Source organism: Bacillus cereus group sp. MYBK101-2, assembly GCF_051918845.1.
GTDB lineage: Bacteria > Bacillota > Bacilli > Bacillales > Bacillaceae_G > Bacillus_A > Bacillus_A paranthracis.
The window spans coordinates 229,888-243,479 of record NZ_JBQAIE010000007.1; the positions used below are offsets into that span (position 1 = coordinate 229,888).

Genomic DNA, 13,592 nt, shown 5'->3' on the forward strand with positions numbered 1-13,592 from the left:
TTCTTTTTATGCATATTGAATATGTAAGTTCGTTTCATAAATTGTTTTTAAAATTTGTAAGTTTGCTTGTTCATTTTTCTGAATAGCATTTTTATATTTAGGTAAGAAAAGTTGAGAAGGATAAACTGGGAGTTCACCGCAAATATCAATACCATAAATAGATTTATTCATAATTAGAGAATGAATAAATTGTAAAAGTCTAGATAATTTCATGTGCCCTTGATCCCAATTGGTAATAGTAACTTTTGGATCTAAAACATCTTTATCAATGCTTACATATATTGTTTCTGTATGAATATGTGAAAGTATTGTATGTATGGATACTTCATGTGATATATCAATTGGAAAAATTTCTACGTATGGACAATCATTAGAATGAATTGTAAGAGAAGAAGGCCCAATAATGATTACCTTCTTTAAATTATCATTATTTCGAAGAGAAAATGATACCCAAGATCCGCAGGAAATAAGAGTCTGCTCATTTGCTTCCTTTAAGTTCATATCAGTATGATGATCAAATAGTATAAGGGTAAAAGGTTTGTCTATTTCTTCTAATAATAAATGAGATACATAATGATAATTTCCAGAACCTATAAAAGTAATTCCTTTATTCTTTCTACGATTTAATACTCTTTTTATATGCATTAAAGAAGTGTTTTCGCAATATAGATTTGCGTGTTCTAAATGAGTAAAATCAATATCTTCATGTGAATAAGAATGTAGTTTATTTTGTAATAAATACGTATCATCAAAGTTTAAAAATGTTAAACCGTTATGCAATAAACTCATATTTATTCATCTCCTTTATATTTAGGCTAGCATATATTTTTATAAATTTAAAACGAAATGCTTAGAGGTGGATCGCATTTGAAAAAGATGGGGAATTTTTACAGAATAATCTTTCAATTTATAAAGAAAAGAAATATAATATGAGGAAATACATATGTGGTTTAGAAAATAGAAAATATGAAATGGGATATACGGGAGGCAACAAGCAAGATGAAAACATTATTTAAAATAATAGGTATTATAGCTGGTATGGCGGTAATCGGCTTAGGTGTAACATATGGTATGATGTATTATTTGAATAATAGTAAACCAGCTGCTAAAAAGGCATCACCAGCTGCACCGGCAGCAGAAGTACTAGCTGATAGTAATGTAAAAGCTGAAGATGCAAAGGTTTTAGAAAATGGCAATCATTCATTGCCAAATAGCGGATTTAATAAAAATTTCAAATGGACTGATGAGAATATACAGACAGCATTACATGAAATGGCACATCAAAAAACGAAAGCTGATCAAAAGTGGGGCTATATTTTTATTACACAAGAACGTATTGAAAGTTTACTTGATATTGTAAAGAGCAATGATCTAGTACAAGGAAAAACATATGCAGATATTTTAGAGAGATGGAAACAAGGAAAATATGAAAAAATGGATGCGGATCACAACAAGATTTGGAAATTACAAAGTGGAAATTTAGGCGAAGGAAAAGGTGTAATGTCAGAAGCCGAACAAAAAGAGTTAATTAATCAACTGTTTATGCAAAAAAGTACATATTCAGGCAGTAAATTAATTGCAGGTGGAGAACAGACTAATAAATAAGAAGTATGTTGATTTTGAAACACCTTTGTTGTTATGCATACAAAGGTGTTTTTGTTGACGCAGGAAATAAATGGGAATATGATTCATATATGAAATAAATTAGAGGGGCTTACATATGAATAACAGAGAGCTTTACGGTAATATTCGTGATGTTTATCATTTACTCCAAAAAAATCTAGATAAGGCAATTGAACAGTATGATATAAGTTACGTACAATTTGGAGTGATTCAAGTACTAGCAAAATCTGGGAAAGTATCTATGTCAAAGTTAATTGAAAACATGGGATGCGTTCCAAGTAATATGACAACAATGATTCAACGGATGAAGCGTGATGGTTACGTAATGACAGAGAAGAACCCGAATGACCAACGTGAAACGCTCGTTTATTTAACTAAAAAAGGTGAAGAGACGAAAAAGCAAGTCGATGTGCAATATAGTGATTTTTTAAAAGAGAATTGTGGTTGTTTTACGAAAGAAGAAGAGGGGCTTTTAGAGGCTCTATTATTAAAGTGGAAGAAGCACTTGAATTAAATATAGTAAAAATGTAACACTCTGTTACATTTTTATTTATATAAATACTTCATATGTGAAATAAAAACTAGTACAGTGAAAATTAAAGAAGGGATAATAATAAATAACTATTTCATATATGAAATAAAGGAGAGTTATATATGGAGTTAAAGTCAATGATACGTATTTTGGCAATTGTAGCTTTTTTTGTTGGATTAGATTCATTATTAGTCGCACCTTTATTACCAGTAATTACAGAAACAATTAGTATCCCTGATGGGAGTGGAGGGTTATTAATTACTATTTATGCACTTTGTTATGGAATAACTGCACCCATATTTGGAACGATGTCTGATAGAGTTGGAAGGAAACGTATGATCATAATAGGATTTACTATTTTCTCTATTTCTACATTTTGTACGGGATTAGCGAAGAGTTTTGAAATTCTTTTATTATTTCGCGGCCTAACAGGTTTATCTGGTGCGATGATTATGCCAAGTGTTTTTGCATTAGTAGGTGATAAAGTTACATATGAGTCAAGAGGAAAAGCGATGGGAACGATTATGGGAGCAATGGTAGGTTCGACAGTCATCGGAGTACCTATAGGTGCATTTTTATCTGAAGTAGGAAATTGGCAATGGACATTTTATAGTATAGGACTATTAACTTTATTTCTTACATTATTAGTTAATCGCATATTAAGAAATGAAAAACAGAGAAATGATGTGCATGTTTCTATAGCGAAAACGTTAAGTGCACCACTTAAAATGGTTTTAGTAAATGTTTCAGTTTTATTTGCGTTATTAGCAACGTTTCTATGGACAATTGGATTACACGGCATGTTTTCGTACATAGGTGTTTATTATGGGGATAATTTTGGCCTTTCCATTGGTGAAATAGGTATTGTAATCTTTTTGGCGGGAGTTGGTAGTGTAGCTGGTAACATTTTGGGTGGGAAGTTAGCTGATAAAATAGGAAAGAAGAATGTTATATCCATTGCGAGTATTGTAACCTCAATAAGTGTAATATTGTTCTCGCTTTCCATAGAAAATCTAGTAATTGCAATTACTTTACATATCATTTGGAGTTTATTTATTGGATTTGGCCAAGCATCATTAACGGCACTAATTTCAGAATTAAAACCAGTTGTGCGAGGGACTGTAATGGCATTAAATAGCTCTGCCATGTATATTGGGATGACTATTGCTTCTGGCATAGCGTCACTTGCCATAAGTAATGGATTTCCGTTTTCTTCTTTAGGAACAATCTGTGCAATTGCTAGTTTACTTGTCCTTCCAATCATATTTGTTCTAGTTAAAGAAAAAACATCACCTAATAAAAAGAAGATGACTACATAAGTAGTAGTAAAGAAAACGTGGGTTGATATTCTTTAAAGGATTTCAACTCATGTTTTCTTTCATATTATTTTATACTTTCATAACCTTTAATAGTGAAAGAAACGACTGTACTACAGGGGAAATCCATCTAGATTTATGATAGATTATATGGCTTTGAATAACTGTTGGAGTTTCAATAGGCTGAAAACAGAGTTGCTCTTTTTGACAACTTTCTTGTACAACGATATAAGGAAGAATTGAAATGCCTAACTCACACATAACAGATTGTTTAATAACTTCAACGTTGGACGTTTCAAATGTTTTAGCTGGAATATTCCCGCTTTGACGTAAAAAACGATCTACCATTGGTCTATAACCGCAGCTTTGTTCGGTAAAAATAAACTGAGTATCCTTTAATAAATAAAATGGGTTAGAGTGTATACAGTAATGGGGAGGTAAAATCCATCCAAATGTTTCATTACTAAAAGTACGTGTAATAAAATCATTATGTTCTATACTTTCTCCAATTATGAAGACAACGTCTGTTTCTCCTTCACGTAATTTTTGTAATGCTTGTTCATTTGTGTTTGTTTCAAGTACGATATTTACTTTTGGATTTTTCTGTTTATAAGCGCGTAATAATTGTGGTAAACGGTACACTGCTAATGATTCGTTTGATGTAATACTCAATGTACCTTCTAATTGATCGGTATTTTGAGGGATTTCTTGCGCTTTTTCATAAATTGCAAGTAATTCTAAAGCATAAGGATGAAATTGATGACCTGCTTTTGTAAGAAGTACTTTTTTTCCTAACCGATCGAAAAGAGGAATATGTAAATCGTTCTCTAATGCTTTCATATGCGCTGTAACTGTAGATTGCGCATAACCTAATGCATGAGCAGCTTTAGAAAAACCACCATACTTAACAATCGCACAAAATGTTTTAACGTGTCTCATTTCCATAAACAATCCCTCTTTTATTATCATGATTTGTGAATGATTATATCACGTATTTCAATTTTCCAAATGATTAAATTCCTTATAAAATGGAATTGTAGAAATATTTATTCATTTAACATTGGAGGAGAAATGATGAGTGAAAAGGGCTATCATGTAGCTGTTGTTGGGGCTACGGGTGCAGTAGGTCAGAAAATTATTGAACTGTTAGAAAAAGAAACAAAGTTTAATATAGCTGAAGTTACGTTACTTTCGTCAAAAAGATCAGCTGGTAAGACAGTACAATTTAAAGGGCGAGAGATCATTATACAAGAAGCAAAAATAAATAGCTTTGAAGGGGTAGATATTGCCTTTTTTAGCGCTGGAGGAGAAGTTTCTAGACAATTTGTAAATCAAGCTGTCTCTAGCGGTGCCATCGTCATTGACAACACAAGCGAATACCGAATGGCACATGATGTACCGCTCGTTGTTCCGGAAGTGAATGCGCACACTTTAAAGGAACATAAAGGGATAATAGCAGTTCCGAATTGTTCAGCATTACAGATGGTAACAGCTCTTCAGCCAATACGAAAAGTATTCGGATTAGAACGAATTATCGTTTCCACTTATCAGGCTGTATCGGGTTCTGGTATTCATGCAATTCAAGAATTAAAAGAACAGGCTAAGTCAATACTTGCAGGTGAAGAAGTGGAGAGTACTATATTACCAGCGAAAAAAGATAAAAAATATTATCCAATTGCATTCAATATATTGCCTCAAGTCGATATATTCACGGATAATGATTTTACCTTTGAAGAAGTAAAGATGATTCAAGAAACGAAGAAAATTTTAGAAGACCCAAACCTGAAAATGGCAGCTACTTGTGTACGTGTTCCAGTTGTATCAGGGCATTCAGAATCGGTTTATATAGAACTGGAAAAAGAAGCTACCGTTACGGAAATTAAGGAAGTATTAATGGATGCACCAGGTGTTATTTTGCAGGATAACCCTAGTAAACAGCTGTATCCAATGCCATTATATGCAGAAGGGAAAATAGATACATTTGTCGGAAGAATACGTAAAGATCCTGATATGCCAAACGGATTCCACCTCTGGATTGTTTCTGATAACCTATTAAAAGGTGCGGCTTGGAATTCAGTTCAAATCGCAGAGACTTTAGTAGAAAAGGGAATACTTTAATCTAGTTTTTATTTCATAATGGTTTGGAACTTTACATTCCGTATTGTTTGATTTGCATGAATGCACAATGAATATTTGTTTCGGGTCTCCACTTTTAAACGACTGGTACTCATTGAAAGTTGGAGGAAGTATGCCGTTTTCTGAGGTGAACGTGAACTTTAAAAATAAAACTTATACTGATTTTTGGAGAGAAGAGAATAATAAATTGATTCCAAAAGGGTAAATGGGGTAATATGGTAGCACCGAAGGAGGTTATTTATACTGGAGGGATTACCGATGCTAAACATTTTATTAATGATTGTTTTTATCATTTTTTTAGTCGTTTCCATGTATATTGCGTATCAAAAAAGAAAAAAAGCAGAAATAAAAGGATTGAAGAGTGCATTAACTTCAATTTGTTTCTTTTCGCTTGCAATTTTTAATTTGTTCGCATATTGGTTTCATTTCGGCGGTATGTTGACAGTGCTATTTTCAATCGTATTATTGTTAGTCGGGGCTTATTTTACAAAATATATTCCCATTTCCAAAAAGGTACACTAAAATTTATAGTTAATACTTTATTTCATTATGAAAAGAGATTATTCTACTAGGTCGTTATGAAATGACTTCATAGGATAATCTCTTTTGTTCGTTTAGCTTTGTAAAGAATGTACTGTTCTTTTTAGTTGTTCAATAAATTCTCGAGTTGCAGCACACATATATTTATCTTTTCTATAAATTAGTCCTATTTCAATTGTTGGAGTAGGTTTTTTTATTTTAATAGCTTGAATGTTTTTATTTTGTAAAAAGTCTATATATGGTTTGGGTAAAACTGTAATTCCTATTCCTTTGGAAACCATTTGGATTAAAGATTCCATCGTGCTAATTTCTAAAATTGGTCTTGGTTTAAAGTTGAATTTTTGACAGTGAGATGTAATTAGTTTGGTTAAAAAGAAATTTTTAGGTAAAAGAATGAAAGGGTAATTCTGCAATTCAGCAATAGATACATGATTATGTTCAGCTAATTGATGACCAGTTGGTACGACTATTATAAGTTCACTTTTGTAGAGAGGGGTAGAAATAATTTCTTTATCTTGCACCGGTAGAAATGTAATGCCAATATCTAATTCGTTTTGTAATAATTTTTCACGAATATCTCCTGTGCGAAGTCCTAATACAGAAAGTTCTATATTGGGATATAAGTTATTAAAATTTAAAATAGCTGGTGGTAGTAAGTAATTTACGACGGTTAATAATGATCCAATTGTTAAGGAACCTTGTTGTAATCCGTTTAAATCTTGAATAGCAGAACGGGCTTGTTCAATTTCATGAAAAATTGTTTTACTATGTAATAATAAAATCCTCCCAGCTTCGGTTAAAGATATTTTTTTACCAATTCGATCGAAAAGGGGCATTCCAACTTCATGTTCTAATGAACGTATTTGCTGACTAAGTGAAGGCTGTGAAATATTTAATTTCTCAGCTGCTTTTGTGAAATGCAATTCTTTTGAAACAGCTAAAAAATATTCAAGTTGTCGTAATTCGATTTGGATCACCTCAAGTATAATGATAGGTTTTACCTATTATTATTATATAAATAATTGGATTGAACAATGATTTTTTAGGTTTTATAATCATCTTTATATAAAAGAGATAGTAGTGAAAATAAATCGAGTGAGAAAATACATGGAACAATCTTAAAGGAGGAAATAGAATGGCTAATGAATATCAATTATTATCTTTAAATATAGGGTTACCGAAAGAGGTTACATACGGAGGAAAGGTAATTCATACAGGAATAAATAAGAAACAAGTAAAAGAACCGGTGTTTTTATCCTTTGTAAAATTTAATGGAGATGGTCAAGCGGATTTAGTTCATCATGGTGGAGTAGATAAAGCGGTTTGTGTGTATTCGGGGGAACATTATGGATATTGGGAAAAAGAGTTGAATCAAGTACTTATATATGGAGCATTTGGAGAAAATATAACAATTAGTGGTATGTGTGAAGAGGATGTTTGTATTGGTGATACATTTCAAATTGGGGAAGCAATTGTACAAGTAACGCAGCCAAGGCAACCTTGTTTTAAATTAGCTAAGAAATACAATATCCCGAAGTTACCACTATATTTTCAAGAAACAGGATATACGGGGTTTTATTTTCGCGTATTAAAAGAAGGATGGGTATCACCTGCTGATACATTAAAGTTACTGAAGTCGGATCTAAAAGGTGTGACAGTAGCTTTTGCTAATCGTATTATGCATAAGGAAAAACAAAATTTGGAAGGGGTAAAGAGGATCTTAGAAGTACATGCACTTTCTACAAGTTGGAGAAATACATTTGAAAAGCGAATGAGAGGAGAAGAAATGAATACGAAGGAAAGACTAGAAGGAAAAAAATAATAAAAAATATTTTTTTATAAATGGTGCATTTCTATTAGTAAAAACGAATTAGAAAGCGCTATTTTTATATTATAAACTTATTAATATTCAAAAATCTTAATATCTTTTTATTCGACTTATTTTCGAATAGTCGAAACATAAAATTAATTAGACTTTTTTTTTATATTTTATGATAGTATATTGATTGGTAAGACCTATTACTTTAAGAGCAGGTTCTACAACTATATCTAATTTGATGGAATTAACATATGGAGGGACAACATGGGGAATGTTGAAAGTTTTGAAAAACTTCTTTTAGAAGAACCGAAAAGAGAGCAGTTATTTCCTTTATTTGAAGAAGTGTTTGGGATTTCAAGTCAAACATTGCATGATTTTTCAGAGAGAGGTTATTGGGATGATACATATAAAGCTTTATCATTTTTACAAGAAGATAAAGCGATTGCAAACGTTGCGGTATTCTCGTTACCATTGCTAGTGAATGGTGAAAGAATAAATGCAGCAGGCATTCAATCGGTAATGACACACCCTAATTTTCGAAGACAAGGACTCATGACACAATTAATGAGTAAAATGATAGAAGAAATCGATAAGAAATGTGAATGCACATTATTGTTTACGGAAAAACCTGAACTATATACATCATATGGTTTTAAAGTTGTGCAGGAGTATTTGATGACTATTCCATATGATAAAAAGAATAATAATGATTCCTTACTTAGAGAGCTAGATTATTATATGGAAGAGGATAGAAAATTAATACATGAAATTATAGATAGTAGCCAAAGACTTTCAAATAATTTTTCAACATTAAACTTCCGTCCTTCGTTTTATTTGAATATGTATGATTCGGAATGGAATGGAAAATTGTATTATTCAGAGAGGCTAGATGCTCTAATTGTGTATGAAGTAGATAATGAAAAGTTGAAATTATATGGAGTGTTTGCACCAGTAATTCCAGTTTTAGATGAAATATGCGGGGAAATTGCTGAAAGATTTACAGAAATCGAATTTTACTTCTCTCCAGATCAATTAGGGGTTGAGGATGTACAGTTTACAGAATTACAGTCAAGTAAGTATTTAATGATTCGAAGTAATAGAGAGTTGGATTTGAAAGGTTATAAATTCCCAGTATTAGTAGAATTTTAAATATGTATATAGATGCTTTATATAGGGAGGAACTATGAAAATATCACATATACCAGAACATATTGAGCAACTTACTATAATGAATGTACCTGAATATTATAAGCTTAATAACAATCATGCGCTTATTGTCCGCTCGAAAGCCGAAACAGATTTTTGGCTTAAAACACATTATGGATTCGAAGTAATGAATGGTCATGTATTTTATACAGAGACGATGACAGACTTTCAAGCTGAAGTTCAATTGCGTATGAATCCAAATTCAAAATTCGATCAAGCTGGTCTTTTTGTTATGGTTTCGGAAAAGTGTTGGCTGAAAACTTCATTAGAATATATTCCAGATGGTCCATCTCATTTAGGAGCTGTCGTAACGAATAATGGATATTCCGATTGGTCCACGCAAGACTTTCCGACAGAATTAGCTAACGAGCAACTTCGTTTTCGAATTGTTCGTAAACGTGGTGATTATACAATATATGTGAAGAAGATCCACCAATGGGAACAAATAAGAATCGCTCATTTGATGGAGGATATAGGAAATAAGCCTATTAAAATAGGTTTTTACACGTGTAGTCCGTCTAAAAATAATGGATTTGAGACTGAGTTTTTAGAGTTTACAACTGAAAAAATATAGATGAAAAACCGTATTCTTTTCATTAGGAATGCGGTTTTTATATGTATATAATAAAAAGCACATTTATTGACCGTAAAGTCATTAATGCTTATCATTTAATAATGTTAAATATTAATTTACATAATATAATAGGAATAAGAAAGAAATTACAAACTACAGCGCTTAAATAAGGAGGGATATGAGTTATTCGGGGGTAATTTCATGGGAAAAGGAGATTATGTATGAAATCATTTCGTAAATTATTACAGTATTTAAAACCATACATGTTCTTCGCTATTATTGGACCACTATTTATGGTACTTGAGGTTGCGATGGACTTAATTCAACCGACTATTATGCAACATATTATTGATGTTGGGATAGCAAATCGGGATATGAATTATGTAATAAAAATGGGACTTCTTATGATAGGAGCTGCAGTACTCGGTTTAGTTGGAGGGCTTGGCTGTATGATGTATTCTACAAAAGCAGCTGTTAATTTCGCTACTGACATACGAAAAAATGTGTTTGCGAAAATAGAAACATTTTCTAGTGAAAATCGTGATTCGTTTGGAACTGGAAAGTTATTAACGATAGTGACAAATGATATTACATCTATTCAATCGGCGATGACGATGACATTACGTGTTCTCGTTCGTGGTCCTTTGTTATTTATCGGAAGTATCATAATTGTTTTTGTAACAGCACGCGAGTTATTTCCTATATTACTCGTAGTCGTTCCAATTTTATTACTTGCGATTATATTCATTGCGAGTAAAGCGAGCGGGACGTTCAAAAAGGTGCAAGAAGCATTAGATAAAGTGAATACAAAGTTACAAGAAAATTTATCTGGAGTACGTGTTATTAAAGCGTATGTAAGACAAAAATATGAAATTAATCAGTTTGGAAATGTTAATACAAATTTAACGAAGATAAATATTCGAGCGGTGCAGCTTATTTCCTTAATGATGCCAATCATAATGTTAGTTGTAAGCGGAGGGATTGTCGCAACATTATGGATTGGTGGAGAAAAAGTATTTAACGGGACTCTTCAAGTAGGAGCTATATTAGCGTTTATAAATTATTTGAATATTATTTTAATGGCACTTATGTCTATCAGTATGGTATTTATACAAATCGCGCGAGCATTTCCATCTGCGGATCGAGTACAGCAAGTTTTAAATACTGAGGTTGATATTACAAGCGAAACAAATGCGCTTGTACCTAAGGAAATTGAGGGGAATATTGATTTTAAAAATGTTAGTTATAGTTATACGAAAAATAATGAATATGTTTTAAAAGATATTTCATTTCGCATATGTAAAGGTGAAAAAGTAGGGGTTATCGGTTCTACAGGAAGTGGTAAATCTACTTTAGCAAAATTGTTACCACGCTTATACGATGTTGATCAAGGTGAAATATGTATTGATGGAATAAATGTTAAGGCATACAATTTACAAAAACTTCGTGGTTCAATTGGGTTCGTACCTCAAAAGGCATTGTTGTTTTCAGGTAGTATAGAAGAGAACTTACGTTATGGAAAAGAAGATGCAACGAAGGAAGAGCTGGAAGTGGCGGCTTCATCAGCTTGTGCGACTGAGTTTATTAACAAACTGGAAGATTCTTATCAATATCATGTAACACAAGGTGCGACGAATTTATCAGGCGGACAAAAACAACGTGTATCCATTGCAAGGGCGCTTGTGAGAAAGCCATCTATTCTTGTATTAGATGATTCTACATCAGCAGTTGATGCTAAATCAGAATCTAACATTCAATCAGCATTAAGGAGAGAATATAAAGGAACAACAACATTATTAATTGCCTCTAAAATCTCATCAATAATAGATGCTGATAAAATTCTCGTTTTAGATAACGGTGAATTAGTTGGTGATGGTACACATGAAGAACTGTTAGAACAATGTGAGGTTTATCAAGAAATCTATCTTTCCCAAGGTGGCAATTTACATAAAGAAGGTGGGAAAGAACATGCGTAATTTTCAAGGACAATTTGCTAATAAAGGTGGGCGTAACACAACAAAGATGGGGAAAGCTAAAAATACGAAAGGAACTGTGATGAGAGTATGGAACTATATGGGCTATCAAAAGGCTGCTCTTACGTTCGTTATATTTTTAGTGTTTGTTACGACGTTACTTGGGTTATTAGGTCCGTATTTAATGGGAGTAATTATCGATCAATATATTGTACCGAAAGATTTAAGCGGTACGGCGAGAATGTGTTTGTTACTTATCGCGATTTACGGTGTAACAGTATTCTTAACTTGGTTACAAACATTTGTAATGGTTAATGTTGCATTAAAAACGATACAAAAAATACGACAAGATATTTTTGAGAAAATCCAAACACTTTCTTTACGGTTCTTTGATGTACGTTCTCAAGGGGATTTAATGAGTCGTGTAACAAATGATATAGATAATTTGAATCAAGCGTTGACACAAAGTGTTGTACAAATTATTTCATCAGCATTAACCTTTATAGGTGTAACAATTGCGATGTTCGCATTAGATTGGATTTTAGCAATTGTTACACTAATTACAGTACCTATTATGTTTTTCGTTACAAAAAAATTAGTTGCTTATAGTGGTAAAAACTTTGCAAAGCGTCAAAAAGATTTAGGAGAATTAAATGGATTTATTGAGGAAGCTATAACAGGAGCGGATGTTACAACGTTATATGGGAAAGAAAAAGAAACCGTACAGAATTTCAATAAAATTAATGAACAACTAAGAGTTTCAGCAACGAAGGCGGATACATTTTCAGCTTTTATTTTTCCAAGTATGAACTTTATTAACAACTTAGGTATGGGACTTGTAATTGGAACTGGATCAGTAATGGTTTTAAATGGAATGACAACTGTAGGTGTCATTGCAGCTTTTATTAATTATTCTCGTCAGTTCTCAAGACCACTTAGTCAATTCGCAACTTTAATGAATACGATTCAAGCGGCAGTTGCTGGTGGGGAACGTGTCTTTGAAATTATGGATGAAGTACCGGAAATCAAAAATAAAAAAGATGCATTCGTTGTACAAAATTTACAAGGCCATGTTGCACTCGAGAATGTTTCATTTGGATATGAGGAAAATAAAACGATTTTAAAAGAAGTGAGTCTGAAAGCGCGGCCAGGGGAAACAATTGCTTTAGTAGGACCAACTGGATCGGGTAAAACAACAATCATTAATTTGCTAACGCGCTTTTACGATATACAGCAAGGGCAAATTCATATTGATGGAAAAAACATAAAAGAATATGATATGAATTCGTTGCGAAGTAAAATAGGGGTCGTTTTACAAGATACGTATTTATTTGCTGGGACGATTATGGATAATATACGTTATGGTCGATTAGATGCTAGTGATGAAGAGGTAATCAATGCAGCTAAGGCAGCATCTGCACATTCTTTTATAAAACATTTACCGAATCAATATGAAACGAAAATTGCTTCAGAAGGATCGAATTTAAGTCAAGGACAAAAACAACTTCTTGCGATCGCACGGGCAATTTTAGCAGATGCAGATATATTAATTCTCGACGAAGCAACATCTAATATTGATACGAGAACAGAATTACAAATACAAGAAGGACTAAACAATTTAATGAGAGGTCGAACAAGTTTCGTAATCGCTCATCGACTGAAAACGATTGAAAAAGCAGATCAAATCCTTGTTATAAAAGATGGAAGTATTTTGGAAAAAGGGAACCATGAATCTCTCATGGAAGATAGAGGATTTTACTTTGATCTGTATACGAGTCAGTTTAAATTTTAAGAAGAATTTTTGATAGGGTGCGGTTTCTCTAGAAAGGAGAAACCGCATTTTTATATTTATAAAGATAATTAAAAATATAGA

General features: G+C 32.4%; 13 protein-coding genes and 1 pseudogene. 11 read left to right on the forward strand and 3 right to left on the reverse strand.

Annotation, left to right across the window (positions count from 1 at the left end; genetic code table 11):
- Positions 1-6 precede the first annotated feature (6 nt).
- Positions 7-789: an arginase family protein gene (locus tag ACTFSI_RS16220; RefSeq protein ID WP_242260983.1), complete on the reverse strand. Its 783-nt coding sequence runs from the start codon at positions 787-789 to the stop codon at positions 7-9.
- 210 nt (positions 790-999) lie between these two features.
- Here ACTFSI_RS16220 and ACTFSI_RS16225 point away from each other — a divergent pair, with 210 nt between their 5' ends.
- The 3 genes from ACTFSI_RS16225 (at position 1,000) to ACTFSI_RS16235 (ending at position 3,474) form a co-directional block, all read left to right on the forward strand.
- Complete coding sequence (locus ACTFSI_RS16225) at positions 1,000-1,605, forward strand: PRK06770 family protein (protein ID WP_044791112.1); 606 nt, start codon at positions 1,000-1,002, stop codon at positions 1,603-1,605.
- A gap of 115 nt (positions 1,606-1,720) precedes the next feature.
- Positions 1,721-2,137, forward strand: a complete 417-nt coding sequence (locus tag ACTFSI_RS16230) for a MarR family winged helix-turn-helix transcriptional regulator (protein WP_001065034.1) — start codon at positions 1,721-1,723, stop codon at positions 2,135-2,137.
- A gap of 140 nt (positions 2,138-2,277) precedes the next feature.
- A complete protein-coding gene (locus ACTFSI_RS16235) occupies positions 2,278-3,474 on the forward strand; it encodes an MFS transporter (protein ID WP_440045497.1) in 1,197 nt (398 codons plus the stop codon).
- Between the two features lie 69 nt (positions 3,475-3,543).
- Here the strand turns inward: ACTFSI_RS16235 and ACTFSI_RS16240 are convergent, their stop codons facing one another.
- Entirely contained in the window at positions 3,544-4,416 is an 873-nt protein-coding gene (locus tag ACTFSI_RS16240; protein ID WP_070805996.1) for a LysR family transcriptional regulator, read from the reverse strand.
- A 129-nt stretch (positions 4,417-4,545) separates the two neighbouring features.
- Here ACTFSI_RS16240 and ACTFSI_RS16245 point away from each other — a divergent pair, with 129 nt between their 5' ends.
- From ACTFSI_RS16245 to ACTFSI_RS16255, 3 genes and pseudogenes are all read left to right on the forward strand, one after another.
- Positions 4,546-5,589, forward strand: a complete 1,044-nt coding sequence (locus ACTFSI_RS16245) for an aspartate-semialdehyde dehydrogenase (protein WP_277616183.1) — start codon at positions 4,546-4,548, stop codon at positions 5,587-5,589.
- Positions 5,590-5,608: 19 nt separating this feature from the next.
- A pseudogene (locus tag ACTFSI_RS16250) lies at positions 5,609-5,812 on the forward strand (C45 family autoproteolytic acyltransferase/hydolase); the annotation flags it as partial.
- A 53-nt stretch (positions 5,813-5,865) separates the two neighbouring features.
- The gene (locus ACTFSI_RS16255) at positions 5,866-6,129 is read left to right on the forward strand and encodes a hypothetical protein (RefSeq protein ID WP_440045498.1); all 264 of its coding nucleotides are present in this window, start codon (positions 5,866-5,868) and stop codon (positions 6,127-6,129) included.
- 92 nt (positions 6,130-6,221) lie between these two features.
- Here the strand turns inward: ACTFSI_RS16255 and ACTFSI_RS16260 are convergent, their stop codons facing one another.
- Positions 6,222-7,124: a LysR family transcriptional regulator gene (locus ACTFSI_RS16260; RefSeq protein WP_440045499.1), complete on the reverse strand. Its 903-nt coding sequence runs from the start codon at positions 7,122-7,124 to the stop codon at positions 6,222-6,224.
- Between the two features lie 158 nt (positions 7,125-7,282).
- Between ACTFSI_RS16260 and ACTFSI_RS16265 the strand changes: the two genes are divergently transcribed.
- The 5 genes from ACTFSI_RS16265 (at position 7,283) to ACTFSI_RS16285 (ending at position 13,511) form a co-directional block, all read left to right on the forward strand.
- A complete protein-coding gene (locus ACTFSI_RS16265) occupies positions 7,283-7,969 on the forward strand; it encodes an MOSC domain-containing protein (RefSeq protein WP_001262986.1) in 687 nt (228 codons plus the stop codon).
- Between the two features lie 261 nt (positions 7,970-8,230).
- Positions 8,231-9,115 (forward strand): GNAT family N-acetyltransferase, encoded by an 885-nt coding sequence (locus tag ACTFSI_RS16270; protein ID WP_000528704.1) that lies wholly within the window; start codon positions 8,231-8,233, stop codon positions 9,113-9,115.
- Positions 9,116-9,149: 34 nt separating this feature from the next.
- Positions 9,150-9,746, forward strand: a complete 597-nt coding sequence (locus ACTFSI_RS16275) for a DUF1349 domain-containing protein (protein WP_000703153.1) — start codon at positions 9,150-9,152, stop codon at positions 9,744-9,746.
- Between the two features lie 221 nt (positions 9,747-9,967).
- Complete coding sequence (locus ACTFSI_RS16280) at positions 9,968-11,722, forward strand: ABC transporter ATP-binding protein (protein ID WP_044791129.1); 1,755 nt, start codon at positions 9,968-9,970, stop codon at positions 11,720-11,722.
- Entirely contained in the window at positions 11,715-13,511 is a 1,797-nt protein-coding gene (locus ACTFSI_RS16285; RefSeq protein WP_138322008.1) for an ABC transporter ATP-binding protein, read from the forward strand. The genes ACTFSI_RS16280 and ACTFSI_RS16285 overlap by 8 nt, the downstream gene beginning before the upstream one ends.
- The last annotated feature ends 81 nt before the right edge of the window (positions 13,512-13,592 follow it).

Bases quoted from the DNA above. Each gene is read 5' to 3' on its own strand.
- ACTFSI_RS16270 (WP_000528704.1), top strand. From the start codon at position 8,231: ATGGGGAATGTTGAAAGTTTTGAAAAACTTCTTTTAGAAGAACCGAAA.
- ACTFSI_RS16255 (WP_440045498.1), top strand. From the start codon at position 5,866: ATGCTAAACATTTTATTAATGATTGTTTTTATCATTTTTTTAGTCGTT.
- ACTFSI_RS16275 (WP_000703153.1), top strand. From the start codon at position 9,150: ATGAAAATATCACATATACCAGAACATATTGAGCAACTTACTATAATG.
- ACTFSI_RS16240 (WP_070805996.1), bottom strand. From the start codon at position 4,416: ATGGAAATGAGACACGTTAAAACATTTTGTGCGATTGTTAAGTATGGT.
- ACTFSI_RS16235 (WP_440045497.1), top strand. From the start codon at position 2,278: ATGGAGTTAAAGTCAATGATACGTATTTTGGCAATTGTAGCTTTTTTT.
- ACTFSI_RS16265 (WP_001262986.1), top strand. From the start codon at position 7,283: ATGGCTAATGAATATCAATTATTATCTTTAAATATAGGGTTACCGAAA.
- ACTFSI_RS16245 (WP_277616183.1), top strand. From the start codon at position 4,546: ATGAGTGAAAAGGGCTATCATGTAGCTGTTGTTGGGGCTACGGGTGCA.
- ACTFSI_RS16225 (WP_044791112.1), top strand. From the start codon at position 1,000: ATGAAAACATTATTTAAAATAATAGGTATTATAGCTGGTATGGCGGTA.
- ACTFSI_RS16280 (WP_044791129.1), top strand. From the start codon at position 9,968: ATGAAATCATTTCGTAAATTATTACAGTATTTAAAACCATACATGTTC.
- ACTFSI_RS16285 (WP_138322008.1), top strand. From the start codon at position 11,715: ATGCGTAATTTTCAAGGACAATTTGCTAATAAAGGTGGGCGTAACACA.
- ACTFSI_RS16230 (WP_001065034.1), top strand. From the start codon at position 1,721: ATGAATAACAGAGAGCTTTACGGTAATATTCGTGATGTTTATCATTTA.
- ACTFSI_RS16220 (WP_242260983.1), bottom strand. From the start codon at position 789: ATGAGTTTATTGCATAACGGTTTAACATTTTTAAACTTTGATGATACG.